The organism is Aurantimonas sp. DM33-3, from assembly GCF_014334315.1.
Taxonomy (GTDB): Bacteria; Pseudomonadota; Alphaproteobacteria; order Rhizobiales; family Rhizobiaceae; genus Aurantimonas; species Aurantimonas coralicida.
This window is the reverse complement of record NZ_JACSGS010000003.1, coordinates 377,701-392,606: the sequence shown is the minus strand read 5'-3', so window position 1 is coordinate 392,606 and position 14,906 is coordinate 377,701. Positions and strand designations below refer to the sequence as shown.

Here is a 14,906-nt window from a genome sequence, read left to right as displayed (position 1 = left end):
CTGGTATGCGGACCGGGGCGCGTGGCCCCGGTCCGGCGATGATGGGCGCGAGGATCAGTCGCACTGGGCTCCCTCGAAGCCGCCATTGATCCAGTCGAGACCCTTGACGTCCTCCGGGGCGTTCACGCAGCGGGCGGGAAAGCGGATGACGTCGCCGAGGATGATGTCACCCTCGTCGTTCTTGACGGTGCGGCCGAAGCCGATCTGCTGGATCGCCTGATGGCCGTTGCCGTTAGTCATCTCGATCAGGCCGCCGGGGCTCTCCCAGCTCAGGCCCTTCATGGCGGCGGCCAGCTCGTCGCTGTTCGGCTTCTTGCCGCCATTCTCGGCCATCGCCTTTTCGACGGCGGCCTTCAGGCCGAGGATCGCCTGCGCCATGCGGTAGGGCGCCTGGACCGGGAAGACATCGTATTTGGTCTCGTAGATGTCCTTCCACCACGTATCGAGCTCGCTCTCGGGGGCCATGTAGCCATAGGCGCCGCGGGCGCCGATGATCACGCCCTCGGGCATGGTGTTGCCGAGCGGCGGCAGCACGTGGTCTGAGGCCGACAGAACGGCCTGGCTGCGCTGGAACAGGCCGCGCGGCAGCGCCTGCAGGATCAGCGCCTGGAGGTCGCCGCCCCACAGCGAGGAGTGCACCACGTCGGCGCGCTTCTGCATCAGGGCCGAGATCTCGGTGCCGTACTGGCCGGCGCCGAAGGCCGGGAACAGCTCGGCGGTGACGGTCGCGTCCGGATAGACCTGGCTCATCGCCGCCTTGAAGTCGGCCCAGCTGTCCTGTCCGAAGGCATAGTCCTGGTTGATGCCGGAATAGGTCGAGACCTCTTCGCCGAGCGCCTTCAGGTAGAGGGCGAGGCCGACATTATCCATCGTCGCGTTGGCGGCGGTGCGGAAGACGTATTCGTAGTCGTTCTCCTCGAAGATGCGGGGCGTGCCGCAATCGTAGAGGATGGTGAACTGCTTGAGCTCGTCGGCGACCGGCGCGACGGCGAGACAGTCGCCCGAACCGACATAGCCGACCACGGCGTCGACCTTCTCGCGCTGGACGAGATTGCGGTACTCCTGGACCTGGGTGGTGGCGCCGCCGGCCTCGTCGAGCACCACGGCCTCGATGGTCATGCCGCCGAAGCCCTTGGTTGCGTATGGCGCCGGGGCCTCGCCGGCATTCAGCTTCTCGATCAGCACCTGGCCGCCGTTCCAGGCGGGCACGCCGAAGCTCTGCGCGGCCTGGCCGGACAGGAAGGTCACGACGCCGATCTTGAACGTCTCCTCCTGCGCCGTGGACGGTGCCGCCCATCCGACGACGATGGCGGCGGACATGACGCCGGCGAGAAGCCGGGCCGTCCTGGATTTCGGGGTCTTCGACATGAACACTTTCCTCCCTTTGCTGCTTGTTTGCGCTCAAGGCCGGGCCGCAACGGTCCGGCCTATCGTCCCTGTGTGCCGTCCGCCGCGCTCTCCTCACCGACCGTTGCGCCGGGATCGAGCCCGGCCACCAGCCATCCGCGCCGGAAGTCCTCGATATGCCGGCGCATCCACAGGACGGCGTCGGCCACGCTGCCGGCCTTCAGGGCGTCGAGGATCGCCGCATGGGCAGTCACCAGTCGGTGACCGGCACCCGGCAGCTTCGGCAGCATTCGCTCATTGGCGGGGAACAGCAGCATCGCCGCCGGCTCGCGGGCGAGCTGCCAGGCGATGTTGCCGGTCGCCTCGGTAACGAGGGCATGGAACTCAATGTCCCAGGCGGTAAGGATCTCGCCCGCCTCGACCGCCGCGCGGGTCGCCTGCACATTGGCTTCCAGCGCGGCGATCTGATCGGGGCCGATCGCCCGGGCCGCTTCCCCCGCGGCGGCCGGCTCGATGGCGTGCAGCAGCGCCCACAATTCGTCGAATGTGACCCGCTGCAGAAGAAGCGCGCGGCTGGCGCGGGTGCTGAGGTCGCCGGCCCGTGGCGCGGCGGCATAGAGTCGGCGCCCGTCACCGCGCTCGGCCAGGCCGCTCTGCTCCAGAAGCCGCAGGCCTTCCCGCGTTGTCGAGCGATGCACGCCGAACTGGGCGGACAATTCGCTTTCGGTCGGCAGGCGGTCGCCAAGACGCAGACGGCCTTCCAGAATGGCCCGCTCGATGCTCTCGAAGACCAGCCGATAGGTCGGCGTGCTCTCGACGGCCGAGAACCGGGTGTCCGTCTGCTGCGATCCGTCCGGCTCTCCCAGGCTGGACGGTCCGGCTGCAACGGATCGATGCGACGCGGGCGTCGTCAATCCAGTCTTCCTCCCTGTGGGCCTTTGGCCCGGCGACGGTTTCCTCATCCGTCTTGTTTGTCGGACAATCCGTCTTTGCCACAGGTCGGTCAAGTAACCGTCAGGCATAAATCCGCATTGCACCGCACTTGCTGCATTGCGAATTTGCGTTCGCAAGGAGTGGTATTCTCCTGACCGAGGAGGAGGTGCAGTTTCTGCTGCGACGCACTTGCGGCAGTGCACGCATGGCGTGATTTATGTTGTGGCGGACGGGGGCCGGCGCGGCGGCAGGAGCGGACGAGGGGACAGACAGGCCCGGCGGCCCGTGTCAGCCGTGGATCCGCATCGCCGGAAAGCGCAGCCGGACGGTGAGGCCGCGCGCGCCGAACTCGCGACCGATCCGGCCGCCGAGCTCGCGCTCGATATTCATGTTGATCAGGCGGGTGCCGAAGCCCTTGCGGGCCGGTTCGAAGGCGGTGAAATCCTTCGTGCCCTGCTCGATCCAGTCGAGCGCGACCTCGTCGCCCTCGCGCCACCATTCGACCCGCAGCGCGCCGTCGCCATCGGCGACCGAGCCGTATTTGAGGGCGTTGGTCGCCAGTTCGTGGAAGGTCAGGCCCAGCGACTGGGCCGCCGTCGCATCGACCTCGATGGTCGGGCCGGCAAGGGTGCAGTTGCGCATGTCCTCGCCGAAGACCTGGCCGAGTTCGGCGGCCAGAAGATCGCCGATCCGGGCGAGCTTCCGGTCGGATTCGGTGAGGAGCTCCTGCGAGGTCGTCATCGCCGCGAGCCGGGCGCTGAACGAGGCCATGAAGGCGTCGAGATCGGCCGAGTAGCGCGCGGTCTGGCGGGCGATGGCCAGGATTCGCGTGATCGAGTTCTTGATGCGATGGTTCATCTCGCGCAGCAGCAGATCCTTCTGATCGAGGCTGCGGGCGTTGGAATCCGCCAGCGCGGCGACGGCTTCGGCGCGCCGCGTCTGCGACAAGACGAGCAGTGCCATCAGCACCGACAGCGCCACACCGACAAGCGCCAGCAGCAGGGCCGGCAGGTCCGAGGCGGTGCGGGGAAACGCCGTGCCGGGGGCAAGGTCGATGACCCAGCGGCGGCCGGCGAAATCGACCTCGCGGACCGTGGCGAAATCGGTCGCGAGGGTCGAGCTGCGCGCCTGGCCATAGGCGACGAGCAGGCGATCCGGCGCGATCTCGGTGTCGTAGACCTTGGCATGGACCGGCAGGTCGCGGCCGGCGGCAAGTGCAGCCGAGACCAGATCGCCCGCCCGGAACGGCACATAGACGAAGCCGCCGGTGCGGCGAATGGCGCCGCCCTCGTCGGTGCCGTCCTCAGCCTCGCGCAGCGGCAGGTAGACGAGGAAGCCCGTCTGCCGGTTCTCGTCGATTTCCTGGACCAGCTGCACCGGCGCGGTGGCGGACGGCCGGGAGGTGCGGGCGGCGCGGCGCATCGCGTCCCGGCGCGTTGCGTCAGAGAACATGTCGAAGCCGATCGCCGCGAAGTTGCGGCGGTCCTGCGGCTCCAGCAGCAGGATCGGGGTGCGGACCGCCTGGTCGGTCTCCACCGGCCAGACACCGCGGTCGAGGCCATAGGTCGCCGCGATGGTGCTGGCGGTCTCGCCGGTCTGGGCGACCGCAATGGCGTCGGCAAAGCCGATGCCCTGGATGCCGTCGTAGCGGCCGTCGAGATCGAGCTCACCGACGAAGGCGGCGAAGCTGTCGCGGTCCCGCCCGGCATTGGCGACGCCCATATAGGCGCGGGTGGATTCCAGCAGCGAGACATGCAGGTCGAGGCGGCTCTCGATGCGGCCGACCGCATCGTCGGCGAAGCTCTCGAAGCGCAGCCGATCGCTCTCCGTGCTCGACCGCCAGACGAGGGCCGCAAGCGCGAGCGCGAAAGCGCAGGAGACGACCAGAATGGCCGCCGGAACGAGATGCTTGCGCAAGAGGCGAGACCCGGATCGGAGCAGATCGGCTTCCCTATAGTGCAGCTCTCGCGGCGGGAAGTGTGATCCGGCCCCTTTTCGGCCAAAAAACGTCCTTCGTAAGGCTGAAAGCGGCGGTTGCCGGTCCGGCGCGGCTTTTCCCATGCTGGCGGGGCACACGGGGCGGCAATGTCGCTGGTTGCGGAGGCGCGACCGACGCCTTGGCATGGGGCTGCCAACCGGTCAGAAGGAAGCCGGGCGGGGGACGGGAACCGAACGGATCCCGCGTCCGGATCTATCGCAAGAGGGAGGAGCCGCAATGCTCTACGACGTTCGCACCTACAGCTGCCGGCCGGGCACCATCAAGAAGCATCTGGCGCTCTACGAGGCGCATGGCTACGGGCCGCAGAGCCGGCATCTGGGCGAGCCGCTGGCCTACATGGTCACCGAGACAGGCCCGGTGAATTCCTACACCCATATCTGGTGCTACGACGACGCGGCCGACCGCGAGGCCCGGCGCGCGGCCCTGCAGGCCGATCCGGACTGGCAGGCCTATCTCGGCAAGAGCGCCGATGCCGGCTATCTGGTGAGCCAGGAGAACAAGTTGATGACGCCGGTGGCCTTCGCGCCCGCCAAGCGCTGAACCTGTCCCGTTGCTGGCCCTCACGCCGTGAGGAAGAGGGCCAGCAGCGGGATCGTCACCAGCGAGAGGATGGTCGAGGCCAGCATCATGGTCGAGGTCCGGTCGATCGCCGTCCGGTAGGCGGCTGCCATCATCACGGCGTTGATGCCCGGCGGCAGGCCGGCGGCGACGACCAGCGGCGCCAGCACCTCCCGCGTCATGCCGACGGCCGAGCCGACGCCGAAGACGACCAGCGGCAGGAGAACCATCTTGCCCGCCACTCCGACGGCGCTCGTTGCGACATTGCCGCGGATCTCCTGGCCGTGAAGACCGGCACCGATGATGATCAGCGCGATGGCCGGCATCGCCGCCTTGAGCATTCCGGTGAAGGCCTGCAGCCAGCCGGGAACCGGCAGGCCGGTGCCGCTGACCACGAGCCCGACGACGATCGACAGGAGGATCGGATTGGCGAGCTGGTTGCCGAGGGCGCCGAGAAGCGAGCGCCGCGGCCCGTCGGCGCGTCTTGTACCCTCCATCAGCATCACCGTCGGGGTGATCAGGGCGGCCGCATGGATGGTGATCAGCGCGGTCAGGACGACCAGCCCGCGGTCGCCGAACAGGATGCCGATCACCGGAATGCCGACGATCGCCAGGTTCGAATAGACCGCGCCGAAGGCCAGAACGATGCGTTCCGCACGCCCGGTTTCGGGCCGCAGCATCAGCGCCGCGTAGATGACCAGGGCGGTGACGGCGATGCTGCCGAAATAGACGCCCCAGACTTGCAGGTTCAGCACCTCGCCGACATGGATGGAGGACACCGTCAGGAACATCGTCCCCGGGATCAGCACCCAGAAGGCAAGCTTGGTCAGCCCGTCGAGGCCGCCCGGCGTCAGGATGCCCCGGCGCACCAGCAGGTAGCCGACGGCGATCAGAAGGAAAATCGGGGCGAGCCGGTCGACGAGCGACAGGAGCATCGGGTCACCGTGTCTGGCCGGGTATCCGGACCGCGGGGCGAACGACCGACGCCGCAGACCCGTGGTCCGCGGCGTTGGTGGTTGCGATGATCGAAATGGCGAGGTGGGTCAGGAGGCCGTTGCCGGCGTTCGGGGGGGCTTGATCACCATGAAATAGAAGAACAGCGCCGTCAGCACCAGAAAGAACAGGCTGTCCGGACTGGTGAGGAAGGTCGTCGGATCGCCCTTGGCCAGTTGCAGCGAGCGCCGCAGATATTGCTCGAGATCCGGTCCCAGGATGAAGCCGAGCAGCAGGGTGACGGTCGGATAGCCTGCCGTGCGCAGGAAGAAGGCGATGATGCCGAAGACCAGCGCCAGCAGCATCTGGAAGCTGGAGAAGGTGGCGACATAGCTGCCGACCAGCGCGACGACGGCGATCGAGGAATAGAGCAGGGCTTTGCGGATCGAGACGATGCGGACGAAATACGGCCCGAGCAGGTAGAGCGTGACCGGGATCAGGATCAGCGCGCTGACCAGGAGGGAGGCGAACATCGGCGCGATCATGTCGATCTGGTTCTCGAGCAGGCGGGGCCCAGGCTGCAGCCCGTTGATGATCAGGACGCCGAGCACGATGGCAGTGGTCGGGTCGCCGGGAATACCGAACATCAGCATCGGCACGAAGGCGCCGCCGCACATGGAATTGTTGGCGGTCTCGGCCGCGGCGATGCCCTCGCGGCTGCCCTTGCCGTAGAGCTCGGGCCGCTTCGACCGGCGCATGGCGTCGGCATAGGAGACGAAGGACGCCATCGAGCCGCCGGCGCCGGGCAGGACACCGATGAAGAAGCCGATGATGGCGCTCTTCAGATAGGTCCAGACGCCGATCTCGCGGATCTCGGCGAGGAAAGGCACGAAGTCGCGGCGCTTGATGGCGAGCCTGGCGACATGGTCCTTGTCCACGGTGCGGGCATGCATGACGTCGCGCGCCTGGATCAGCAGCTCGCTGATGGCGAAGGTGCCGATGACGACGGACATCAGTCCGATGCCCTCGACCAGCGTCGAGGTGCCGAAGGTGAAGCGTGCCACCGGCTGCATGACGTCGATGCCGATGGTGGCGATCATTACGCCGAGGGCGGTGGTGACGACGCTCTTGGCGATGGCGCCGCGCTGGGAGATGCCGATGACGACCAGCGCGAAGAGAATCAGCGAGAACTTGCCGGGCGTCTGAATGAGGAGGGCGAGGCTTGCGGCGACCGGCGTGAACAGGATCAGGAAGATCGCGCCGATGGTGCCGCCGATCATCGAGCCGAGGGCGGCGTGGCCGAGCGCATTGGCGCCGTGCCCCTGCTGCATCAGCGGATAGCCCTCGACGCCGGTCATCATCGAGGAGGGCGCGCCGGGGATGTTGATGGTCGTGGCGGTGATGCTGCCGGCATACATGCCAGACATGAAGATGCTGGCGCACATGACCAGCGCCGCGGTCACGTCGAGGCTGTAGGTGATCGGCAGGAGGAGGGCGATCGCCAGGACGGCGGTGAGCCCGGGAACGGCGCCGAAGAAGGTGCCGATCAGGAAGCCGACGATCATGTAGAACAGGACGGTCGGGTCGGTCAGCGCGGCGAAGCCGCCGAGAATGTGGAGCGCGAATTCCATTACAGCCACTCCGTCAGGGTCGGCAGCCGGACGTGGAAGAAGACCTGGAACAGCAGGTAGAAGACGGCGGTGATGACGACCGCGTAGACCAGCCGCCAGAGGAGATTGGCGTCCATGCGGAAGACGTGCAGCAGCGCGAAGACGTAGAGCAGCGTCGAGAGCGCGTAGCCGAGCGGCTCGAAGACCGCGATGTAGATCGCCGTCGCCGCGACCACCAGAATGGCCGGCCGCAGGTTCAGCGGCTCGCGCGGCGCCTCCTCGACGGCGGGCGCGGCACGAACGATGTTCAGCGCGACGGCGGCGAGGCCGAGATACATCACGACGTTGATGACGATCGGCAGGAAGGAGGGGCCGACCAGGCCCTCGTCATATTGCGGCCGGATGCCCAGCGCCGCGACGAGATAGATCGTCGTGACGACGAAGAGCACGGCCGGCAGGATCAGCTGGCGGATGACGGTGGGCTTTTGCAGCATCGGATGTCCATGCGACAGGGTAGTGCGGCGGCGAGGCCGAGGCTTCGCCGCCGCACGGGGATTACTGGGCGATGACGCCGTCAGCCTTCAGCTTGTCGAACTGGGCGAAGACGGCTTCCTGCTGCTCTGCGACCCAGTCGGTGACCTCCTGGGGGCCGAGCCAGCCGGGCGTCACGCCGACCTTGGAGACCCATTCCTGGAACTCCTCGCCTTCCAGCGCCTGCTGGTAGGCTTCGGCCAGCCGGGCGACGACGTCATCCGGGGTCTTGGCCGGTGCGGCGACGATGATGAAGCTGCCGGACCGCAGGTCGAGACCGGCGGACCTGGCATCGGGCACGTCGCTGTAGGTCGGGTTCGGCGCGTCGGAGAACTCGACCAGCCCGCGTGCGTCGCCCTCGTCGAGGAGGTTGGCGAAATCGCCGAGGCTGGTGACGGCGATCACGACCTCGCCCGACAGCATGGCCTCCTTCTGGGGACCGGCGCCGCCCGGATAGGGGATGAGGTCGAGATCGATGCCTGCGAGCTTCTCCAGTTCGAGCATCGCCAGATGGGTGCGCGAGCCGGTGTTCTGGATCGCCACCTTGACGTCGCCCGGCGCGTCCTTGGCGGCGGCGATCAGGTCGTCGATGGTCTGGTAGGGCGCGTCGTCGGCGACGATGATCGCGTCCGACTCGTTGGTCAGGCGGCCGATCATCTGCAGCTTGTCGAGCTCGTAGCCCGGCAGCAGCTGCTGGTAGGGCACGGTGATGACGCTGTCATAGGTCAGGACGCCGATCGTGTAGCCGTCCGGGCGTGCCGACATGACGTTCATGATGCCGTTGGCGCTCATGCCGCCTTCGACATTCTCCACATAGATGGTCTGGCCAAGCTCCTTCTCGGCGATCGCGCTGACCTTGCGCGAGATGCCGTCGGTCCCGCCGCCAGCGCCCCAGGGCACGACGAGGCGGATGTCCTTGGTGGGGTAGTCCTGCGCGGCGGCCGGCGCGGCGATGGCCACGATGGCTGCGGTCGCCGCAGTGGCGGCAAGGGTCCTGAGATGATGCATGCGTCTGTCCTCCCATGTTGAAACTGAAGGGGTTGCCCCCGCTTCGCCGATCCGGCGCCGCGTGCCGCCGGACCGTCTTCCCCGATTCCTGCGACCGTCCCCGCGGGGTGGCGCCCGGCCGTCAGGCGGCCTCGGCCAGCCTTGCCTCGACCCGTGCCACCAGCGCGTCGATCTCGCGATGGTCCTCGGCGGTCAGAGCGGGTCCGGGCTGGCGCATCGTCGCGTGACGGATGGCGCCGCGTCGCCGCATGACCTCCTTGCGGGCCGCCACGCCCCAGAAGCCCATCGCCTCGTAGCGCAGCAGCGGCAGGTAGCGTTCGAAGAGATCGTTCGCCGCGTCTGTGTCGCCCTGCGTGTGCAGGCGGTACACGCCCGACAGCATCTCCGGATAGGAAAAGCCGGCCATCGGCCCGTCGACGCCGCGCGCCAGTTCCAGCGGCAGATACATGGCGTTGTTGCCGGTCAGGATGGCGACGCGGCGTCCGCCGCCTTGGCGCAGGCGCGTGATCTTGTTGAGGCTCGGCAGGTCTTCCTGCTTGATCGCCTGGATCTGCGGATGACGCTCGACCAGCGACAGGATCGCCGGCACCGACATGCCGACATTGGTCGCGCCGGGGAAATCCTGCAGCACCACCGGCACGTCGCCGATGGCGGTGAAGACGTGATCGAAATAGCGGGCAAGCTCGTCATCGGTGCGGATGCCGCTGGCCGGCGCGATCATCACGCCAGCGGCGCCCGCGTCCATGACCTTCGCGGTGAGCTGGGAAAGCTGGGCAAGGTTGGGGCTGCTGACCCCGACGATGACCGGCCGGCCGCCGGCGCGAGCAATGTAGCGCTTGGCGACGGCCAGCGATTCCGCTTCCGTCAGCTTGCCGGCCTCGCCGCTGACGCCCAGTACGGTGAAGCCGTCCGCGCCATGGCGGCAGTAGAAGTCGACCAGCGTGTCGACGCTCGCAAGGTCGATCCCGGCATCCGCGTCGAACGGCGTCTGGGCGACGATGTAGACGCCCTTCATGGCTGCGAGCATTGTGCCTCCCGGCGTGCCTTGGATTCGCATGACAGATGCGGCGGCCCGTCCCCTGCCGCTCATCATATGATCTCTTGCCGATGCCATATGATCACTGCATAAAGACACTGATGGTTCGGCCTGTCAATCGGCCGGGAGGGTCACCGGTGAGCGGGTCTCTGGCGCTGCCGCCGGTGCAGCACAGCGGGGACGCATGGCCGACGCGATCGAAATCGTCTTTCACGGGCGCAACGCCGCCTCCTTCGTCGAAGGCTTCGACGCCCTGCTCGAGGTCGAGGCGACGATCCGGCGCGTGCCGGACGAGCCGGCGACCGAGGCCGATGCGGAGGCGCTGCGACAGGCCGACGTGATCATCGGCAATCGCTTCCAGGCTTCGCAGCCGCGGCCGGAACGGCTGCGGCTCTATCATGTCTCGGCCACGGGAACCGACGGCATTGCCCTCGACGCGCTGCCGCCCGGCGCGACCGTCTGCAATTGCTACGGCCACGAGCCCGCCATGGCCGAATATGTCATGGCGGCGCTCCTGTCCCATCAGGTGAAGCTGTTCGATGCGGACCGGCGCCTGCGCAAGGGCGAATGGCCGTACCGCGCTGGCGCGGCTGCCAACATTCACGGCGAGATCGGCGGCAAGACGCTCGGGCTGCTCGGCTTCGGCCATATCGGTCAGGCGGTGGCGGCAAGGGCCAAGGCTTTCGGCATGGCCGTCCACGTCGCCAATCGCAGCCCGGTGCCGGTGGCCGGCGACGTCGATGCCAGCCATGGCCTTGACGATCTGTCGGCGTTCTACGCTGCGGCGGACTTCGTCGTCGTGTCGCTGCCGCTGCTGGTTGAGACGCGCGGGCTCGTCGATGCAGCCGCCTTTGACCAGATGCGGCCGGATGCGGTGCTGGTGAATGTCGGCCGCGGCCCGGTGGTGGACGAGGCGGCGTTGTACGAGGCCCTGTCCCATCGCCGCATCAGCGGAGCCATCATCGACACCTGGTACCGTTATCCGGAGGCCGAAGGCGATGTGACGGCGCCGTCCCGCTTCGATTTCGCGGCGCTCGAGAATGTGGTGATGACCCCGCACATGTCGGCCTGGACGGACGGCACCATAAGACGGCGCCAGGCGACCATGGCGGACAACATCAATCGCCATTTCACCGGCCGGGCGTGCAGCAACGTTGTGCGTCCCGCCGGCTGAGCTCTCGCACAATTCACCGGAACGGCGGGCGTGCGACGAAAGCCGTGATCGTGGTCATCGACGCGGTATGTCATCATATGTTGAGGTGGCGACGCGCGCGAACTGCATGGCACGATGCAGAGCCGCAGATGGCGACCCCAAGGCGGATCGCAGGGAGGAAGCAGGCAGGGTGGTGACAGGACAAGCCAAGGACAGCCGGCCGCTGACGGTGCGCGTCACGGAGGAATTGCGCGAGCGGATCGAAGCCGGCGACTACGCCCCGGGCGACAAGCTGCCGACCGAGCCGGTGCTGGTCGAGCGTTTCGGCTACAGCCGGACGGTGATCCGCGAGGCGATCGCGGCGCTGCGCGCCGACGGCCTGGTGGAATCGCGGCAGGGCGTCGGTGTCTTCGTGCTGGGTCCGCGCCAGCGCGAGCAGTTGCCGACGCTGTTTGCCGATGCGACCGACAAGATTTCCGACATCATCGAGGAGCTGGAGCTGCGGCTGGGCATCGAGGTCGAGGCCGCAGGGCTTGCGGCGCTGCGCAGTTCGCCGGCCCAGGAGGCGGAGATCCAGGCACAGCTCGAGAGCTTCGAGCGGCTGGTGGCCGAGGGGCGCCCCACCGACAATGCCGATTTCGCCTTCCACATGACCATCGCCACGGCGACCAACAACCAGCGTTTCAAGGCGTTTCTGGAGCATGTCGGCCGGCGGATCATCCCGCGAGTCAAGTTTCGCAAGGCGATGGGCGGCATCGATCCGCTGCCGAACCGGGACGAACAGCTCCTGGCCGAGCACACGCAGGTGGCCGAGGCGATCTGGGCGCGCGATCCCGAGGCCGCCCGCGACGCCATGCGGCGCCATCTGCAGGGCGGCATCAAGCGCTACCGCGCCATCACCCGCGCGACCCGGCCGACGCCCGCCAGCGATTGACAGCAGGGCTCAAGTCATCATACGTCATCTGCGAGACATCGTATGATTGGAGAGCCCATGTCGCCCAGTGAACTCAAGCGCCGGCTGGCTTCCGGCCTGCTGTCCTTCCCGGTCACGCATTTCCACGAGGACCTGTCGCTCGATCTGGACAGCTACCGCAGCCATGTCGAATGGCTGGCCGGCTTCGATGCCGCGGCGCTGTTCGCGGCCGGCGGTACCGGCGAGTTCTTCTCCCTGTCGCCGGAAGAGGTCGGCACGGTAACGGCGGCAGCCAAGGACGTCGCCGGCGACGTGCCGATCATCGCCGGCTGCGGCTATGGCGGCGAACTGGCCCGCGACATCGCCCGGCGCGCCGAAGCCGCCGGGGCCGACGGCCTGCTGCTGCTGCCGCATTATCTGATCGGTGCGCCCCAGGAGGGCCTCTACCGGCACATCAAGTCGGTCTGCGACGCGACCGGGCTCGGCGTCATCGTCTACAACCGCGCCAATTCCGTCGTCACCGCCGACACGCTGGCGCGGCTGGCCGATGCCTGCCCGAACCTCGTCGGCTTCAAGGACGGTACCGGCCAGATCGGTGTCGTGCGCCAGATCACCGCCAAGCTCGGCGATCGCTTCTGCTATATTGGCGGCATGCCGACCCACGAATTGTTCGCCGAGGCCTACAACGCCATCGGCGTGACCACCTATTCCTCGGCGGTGTTCAACTTCGTGCCGGAGCTGGCGCAGCGCTTCTACCGGGCGATGCGGGCCGACGACACGGCGACCATGGCAACGATCCTCGACGAATTCTTCTTCCCCTTCGCCAAGATCCGCGACCGCGAGGTTGGCTATCCGGTGTCGATCATCAAGGCGGGTGTCGATCTGATCGGCCGTGGTTCCGGCCCGGTCCGGCCGCCGCTCACCGATCTGACGGCCGAGGAGAAGACGATGCTGAAGGCGCTGATCTAGCGCGTCTTCAGGGTGCGACCTGTCCAGACCTGCCGGACGGCTCCGCGATCGCGGGGCCGTTTTGCGTCTGGGCGGTCAGTCGCGTGCGGGCGGCAGGCCGGCCTCGTAGCGGATCGGCGTGCCGTGGGGTGTGGCCTCGGCGGCGCGGTGCCAGACGGCCTGCGCGGCATCGACGGCATCGGCGCTCACCAGCGCCCGCGCCGCGAGGATCTCTTCGAGCGCCGCGAGCCAGGCGGTGAAATAGGCGTCGGCGGCGGCTTCGGGCGAGGGGCCTGCGGCGGGCAGCTCGGCGCAGGCCCGGCCGAGCGCGGCGGCCCAGTCGGCCCAGGCGAGGATGCCGCGCTCGTTCAGCGCGACGGTCATGGCGAAGGCCTTGGCCTGCCAGGGCGCGAAGAAGACGGGCTCGCCCGCCGCGTCGCGCGGCAGTCCCGGCGAGGCCGCGGCGATGCCGGTCTCAGGCGTGCTCAAGATAGGGCTCCCAGGCATCGATGGAGACGGTGTCGCTCCGCGAGGCGCCGCCGCCCCACAGCGTGAATGCGTCGAAGACCACGGTGTAGAGCCAGTGCGCGACATGGTCGTCGCCCTTGGCACTGGCGTCGGCGAAGACATGGAAGCCCTGTACCCGCTCGATGGTGCCGGTCTTTTCGCGGGCATAGGCGGGCAGGCGGATGTGGTGGCGCGGCTGCAGGTTCAGCGTGCGGATCCTGTCGCCCGGCGCGAAGGCCGGCGTGCTGCCCTCAGGATCGCGGTTGGCCGGACTGCCCTTGGCAAGGGCCGGCGCGACGGCGTCGGCCTTCAGGACGCGGTTCGGCGGCACGGTCAGGTCGAGGGGCCGCCCGGCGCGCAATTCGCGATAGCTGATGAGACCGTGGCGCAGGAGCAGCGTCTCGAGGCCCTTGGTCCAGATCTCGTAATAGGACGAGCCGTAATAGTCGGCGGGGTCGCGATCCTCACGGGCGGCGCGGCTTTCGTCGATCGACCAATGGCCCATCGCGCCGGCGGCGAGGGTCAGGGCGAGGGCGCGGCGTTCCCAGGGCGCATGGAACAGCGGCTCGTCCGCCTCCGGCGCGATGGGCCCGAAGCCGTGCCGGCCGCCGAGATCGTGCGGGCCGTTCATGCCGGCGTCTCCGGCGCGGCATGCGGGCCGAGGTCACGCTCGGTGCCGATCATGGAATTGCGGGTGACGAGGGCGGCGAGCGCCGCCTCCGACAGGCCGTCGGTACCCGCCGGGCGCTCGGGCACGACGAGGTAGCGCAACTCGGCGGTGGAGTCCCAGACCCGCACCGAGACGCCGTCCGGCAGCGCGACGCCGAATTCGCGCAGGACGCCGCGCGGATCGGAGACGGCGCGCGAGCGATAGGGCGGCGACTTGTACCAGACCGGCGGCAGGCCGAGCACGGACCACGGGTAGCAGGAGCACAGGGTGCAGACGACGAGGTTGTGGCGCTCCGGCGTGTTGAACACCGCCTGCATGTGCTCGCCCTGGCGGCCGGTGAAGCCGAGCGAGGCGATGGCGGCGGTGGCGTCGCGCGCCAGCCAGTCGGCGTAGGCCGGGTCGCTCCAGGCCTTGGCGACGACGCTGGCGCCGTTGCGCGGCCCGACCTTGGTCTCGTAGGTGTCGATGATGGCGTCGAGGGCGTCCGGCTCGACCATGCCCTTCTCTGTGAGGATCGTCTCCAGCGCCATGACCCGGGCGGTCATCGGGTCGAGATGATTGTCGTGATCATGGTCGTGGTGATGGCCGCGGGCGTGATGATCACCGTCCCTGCCGTGCGATCCCGTCATGGTTCCTCCCGGATCTGTCTTCGCGGGCCTTGCCGCGCACCGACCGGTGTCGCGGCCTTGCGCGGGCGTCCGCGCGCTCTGCTGCGATGATAGGCCCGGCAGGGGGAATTACCAGCCGTTCCAGGACTCGT

Annotated in this window: 15 protein-coding genes; 4 read left to right on the top strand and 11 right to left on the bottom strand. The window is 68.2% G+C overall.

Translation table 11 applies throughout. The features are described from left to right. Positions 1 to 54 precede the first annotated feature (54 nt). The 3 genes from H9Q09_RS06810 to H9Q09_RS06800 form a co-directional block, all read right to left on the bottom strand. A complete protein-coding gene (locus tag H9Q09_RS06810) occupies positions 55 to 1,368 on the bottom strand; it encodes an ABC transporter substrate-binding protein (protein WP_187390435.1) in 1,314 nt (437 codons plus the stop codon). Positions 1,369 to 1,427: 59 nt separating this feature from the next. Next, positions 1,428 to 2,261 (bottom strand): FCD domain-containing protein, encoded by an 834-nt coding sequence (locus tag H9Q09_RS06805; RefSeq protein WP_210315242.1) that lies wholly within the window; start codon positions 2,259 to 2,261, stop codon positions 1,428 to 1,430. A 307-nt stretch (positions 2,262 to 2,568) separates the two neighbouring features. Further along, a complete protein-coding gene (locus H9Q09_RS06800; RefSeq protein WP_187390433.1) occupies positions 2,569 to 4,197 on the bottom strand; it encodes a CHASE domain-containing protein in 1,629 nt (542 codons plus the stop codon). Between the two features lie 298 nt (positions 4,198 to 4,495). Here H9Q09_RS06800 and H9Q09_RS06795 point away from each other — a divergent pair, with 298 nt between their 5' ends. Beyond that, entirely contained in the window at positions 4,496 to 4,819 is a 324-nt protein-coding gene (locus tag H9Q09_RS06795; RefSeq protein ID WP_187390432.1) for an NIPSNAP family protein, read from the top strand. Between the two features lie 20 nt (positions 4,820 to 4,839). Here the strand turns inward: H9Q09_RS06795 and H9Q09_RS06790 are convergent, their stop codons facing one another. The 5 genes from H9Q09_RS06790 to H9Q09_RS06770 form a co-directional block, all read right to left on the bottom strand. Next, complete coding sequence (locus H9Q09_RS06790) at positions 4,840 to 5,772, bottom strand: AEC family transporter (RefSeq protein ID WP_187390431.1); 933 nt, start codon at positions 5,770 to 5,772, stop codon at positions 4,840 to 4,842. Between the two features lie 108 nt (positions 5,773 to 5,880). Further along, positions 5,881 to 7,401, bottom strand: a complete 1,521-nt coding sequence (locus tag H9Q09_RS06785) for a tripartite tricarboxylate transporter permease (RefSeq protein ID WP_187390430.1) — start codon at positions 7,399 to 7,401, stop codon at positions 5,881 to 5,883. Continuing rightward, the gene (locus H9Q09_RS06780) at positions 7,401 to 7,874 is read right to left on the bottom strand and encodes a tripartite tricarboxylate transporter TctB family protein (protein WP_187390429.1); all 474 of its coding nucleotides are present in this window, start codon (positions 7,872 to 7,874) and stop codon (positions 7,401 to 7,403) included. The genes H9Q09_RS06785 and H9Q09_RS06780 overlap by 1 nt, the downstream gene beginning before the upstream one ends. A 61-nt stretch (positions 7,875 to 7,935) precedes the next feature. Beyond that, positions 7,936 to 8,919, bottom strand: a complete 984-nt coding sequence (locus H9Q09_RS06775; protein ID WP_187390428.1) for a tripartite tricarboxylate transporter substrate binding protein — start codon at positions 8,917 to 8,919, stop codon at positions 7,936 to 7,938. Between the two features lie 121 nt (positions 8,920 to 9,040). Continuing rightward, positions 9,041 to 9,946 carry a dihydrodipicolinate synthase family protein gene (locus tag H9Q09_RS06770; RefSeq protein WP_246716033.1) on the bottom strand — a complete coding sequence of 302 codons (906 nt, stop codon included), beginning with the start codon at positions 9,944 to 9,946 and terminating at the stop codon, positions 9,041 to 9,043. Between the two features lie 193 nt (positions 9,947 to 10,139). On the opposite strand from H9Q09_RS06770, the gene H9Q09_RS06765 reads away from it, so the two are divergent. The 3 genes from H9Q09_RS06765 (at position 10,140) to kdgD (ending at position 12,990) form a co-directional block, all read left to right on the top strand. After that, positions 10,140 to 11,129, top strand: a complete 990-nt coding sequence (locus H9Q09_RS06765) for a 2-hydroxyacid dehydrogenase (protein WP_187390426.1) — start codon at positions 10,140 to 10,142, stop codon at positions 11,127 to 11,129. Positions 11,130 to 11,298: 169 nt separating this feature from the next. Continuing rightward, a complete protein-coding gene (locus H9Q09_RS06760) occupies positions 11,299 to 12,042 on the top strand; it encodes a FadR/GntR family transcriptional regulator (protein ID WP_051141490.1) in 744 nt (247 codons plus the stop codon). Positions 12,043 to 12,099: 57 nt separating this feature from the next. Further along, positions 12,100 to 12,990: a 5-dehydro-4-deoxyglucarate dehydratase gene (gene kdgD / locus H9Q09_RS06755; protein WP_187390425.1), complete on the top strand. Its 891-nt coding sequence runs from the start codon at positions 12,100 to 12,102 to the stop codon at positions 12,988 to 12,990. A gap of 75 nt (positions 12,991 to 13,065) precedes the next feature. On the opposite strand, the gene H9Q09_RS06750 is transcribed toward kdgD, so the two are convergent. The 3 genes from H9Q09_RS06750 to nthA are packed head-to-tail and all read right to left on the bottom strand — an operon-like array spanning position 13,066 to position 14,775. Beyond that, positions 13,066 to 13,458 (bottom strand): nitrile hydratase accessory protein, encoded by a 393-nt coding sequence (locus H9Q09_RS06750; RefSeq protein WP_246716032.1) that lies wholly within the window; start codon positions 13,456 to 13,458, stop codon positions 13,066 to 13,068. Continuing rightward, positions 13,445 to 14,107 carry a nitrile hydratase subunit beta gene (nthB, locus tag H9Q09_RS06745; protein WP_187390423.1) on the bottom strand — a complete coding sequence of 221 codons (663 nt, stop codon included), beginning with the start codon at positions 14,105 to 14,107 and terminating at the stop codon, positions 13,445 to 13,447. Before nthB ends, H9Q09_RS06750 begins: the two co-directional genes overlap by 14 nt. Further along, a complete protein-coding gene (nthA, locus tag H9Q09_RS06740; RefSeq protein WP_187390422.1) occupies positions 14,104 to 14,775 on the bottom strand; it encodes a nitrile hydratase subunit alpha in 672 nt (223 codons plus the stop codon). Before nthA ends, nthB begins: the two co-directional genes overlap by 4 nt. Positions 14,776 to 14,906 lie beyond the last annotated feature (131 nt).

Bases quoted from the DNA above. Each gene is read 5' to 3' on its own strand.
- H9Q09_RS06790 (WP_187390431.1), bottom strand. From the start codon at position 5,772: ATGCTCCTGTCGCTCGTCGACCGGCTCGCCCCGATTTTCCTTCTGATC.
- H9Q09_RS06795 (WP_187390432.1), top strand. From the start codon at position 4,496: ATGCTCTACGACGTTCGCACCTACAGCTGCCGGCCGGGCACCATCAAG.
- H9Q09_RS06765 (WP_187390426.1), top strand. From the start codon at position 10,140: ATGGCCGACGCGATCGAAATCGTCTTTCACGGGCGCAACGCCGCCTCC.
- kdgD (WP_187390425.1), top strand. From the start codon at position 12,100: ATGTCGCCCAGTGAACTCAAGCGCCGGCTGGCTTCCGGCCTGCTGTCC.
- H9Q09_RS06775 (WP_187390428.1), bottom strand. From the start codon at position 8,919: ATGCATCATCTCAGGACCCTTGCCGCCACTGCGGCGACCGCAGCCATC.
- H9Q09_RS06770 (WP_246716033.1), bottom strand. From the start codon at position 9,946: ATGCTCGCAGCCATGAAGGGCGTCTACATCGTCGCCCAGACGCCGTTC.
- H9Q09_RS06785 (WP_187390430.1), bottom strand. From the start codon at position 7,401: ATGGAATTCGCGCTCCACATTCTCGGCGGCTTCGCCGCGCTGACCGAC.
- nthB (WP_187390423.1), bottom strand. From the start codon at position 14,107: ATGAACGGCCCGCACGATCTCGGCGGCCGGCACGGCTTCGGGCCCATC.
- H9Q09_RS06780 (WP_187390429.1), bottom strand. From the start codon at position 7,874: ATGCTGCAAAAGCCCACCGTCATCCGCCAGCTGATCCTGCCGGCCGTG.
- nthA (WP_187390422.1), bottom strand. From the start codon at position 14,775: ATGACGGGATCGCACGGCAGGGACGGTGATCATCACGCCCGCGGCCAT.
- H9Q09_RS06810 (WP_187390435.1), bottom strand. From the start codon at position 1,368: ATGTCGAAGACCCCGAAATCCAGGACGGCCCGGCTTCTCGCCGGCGTC.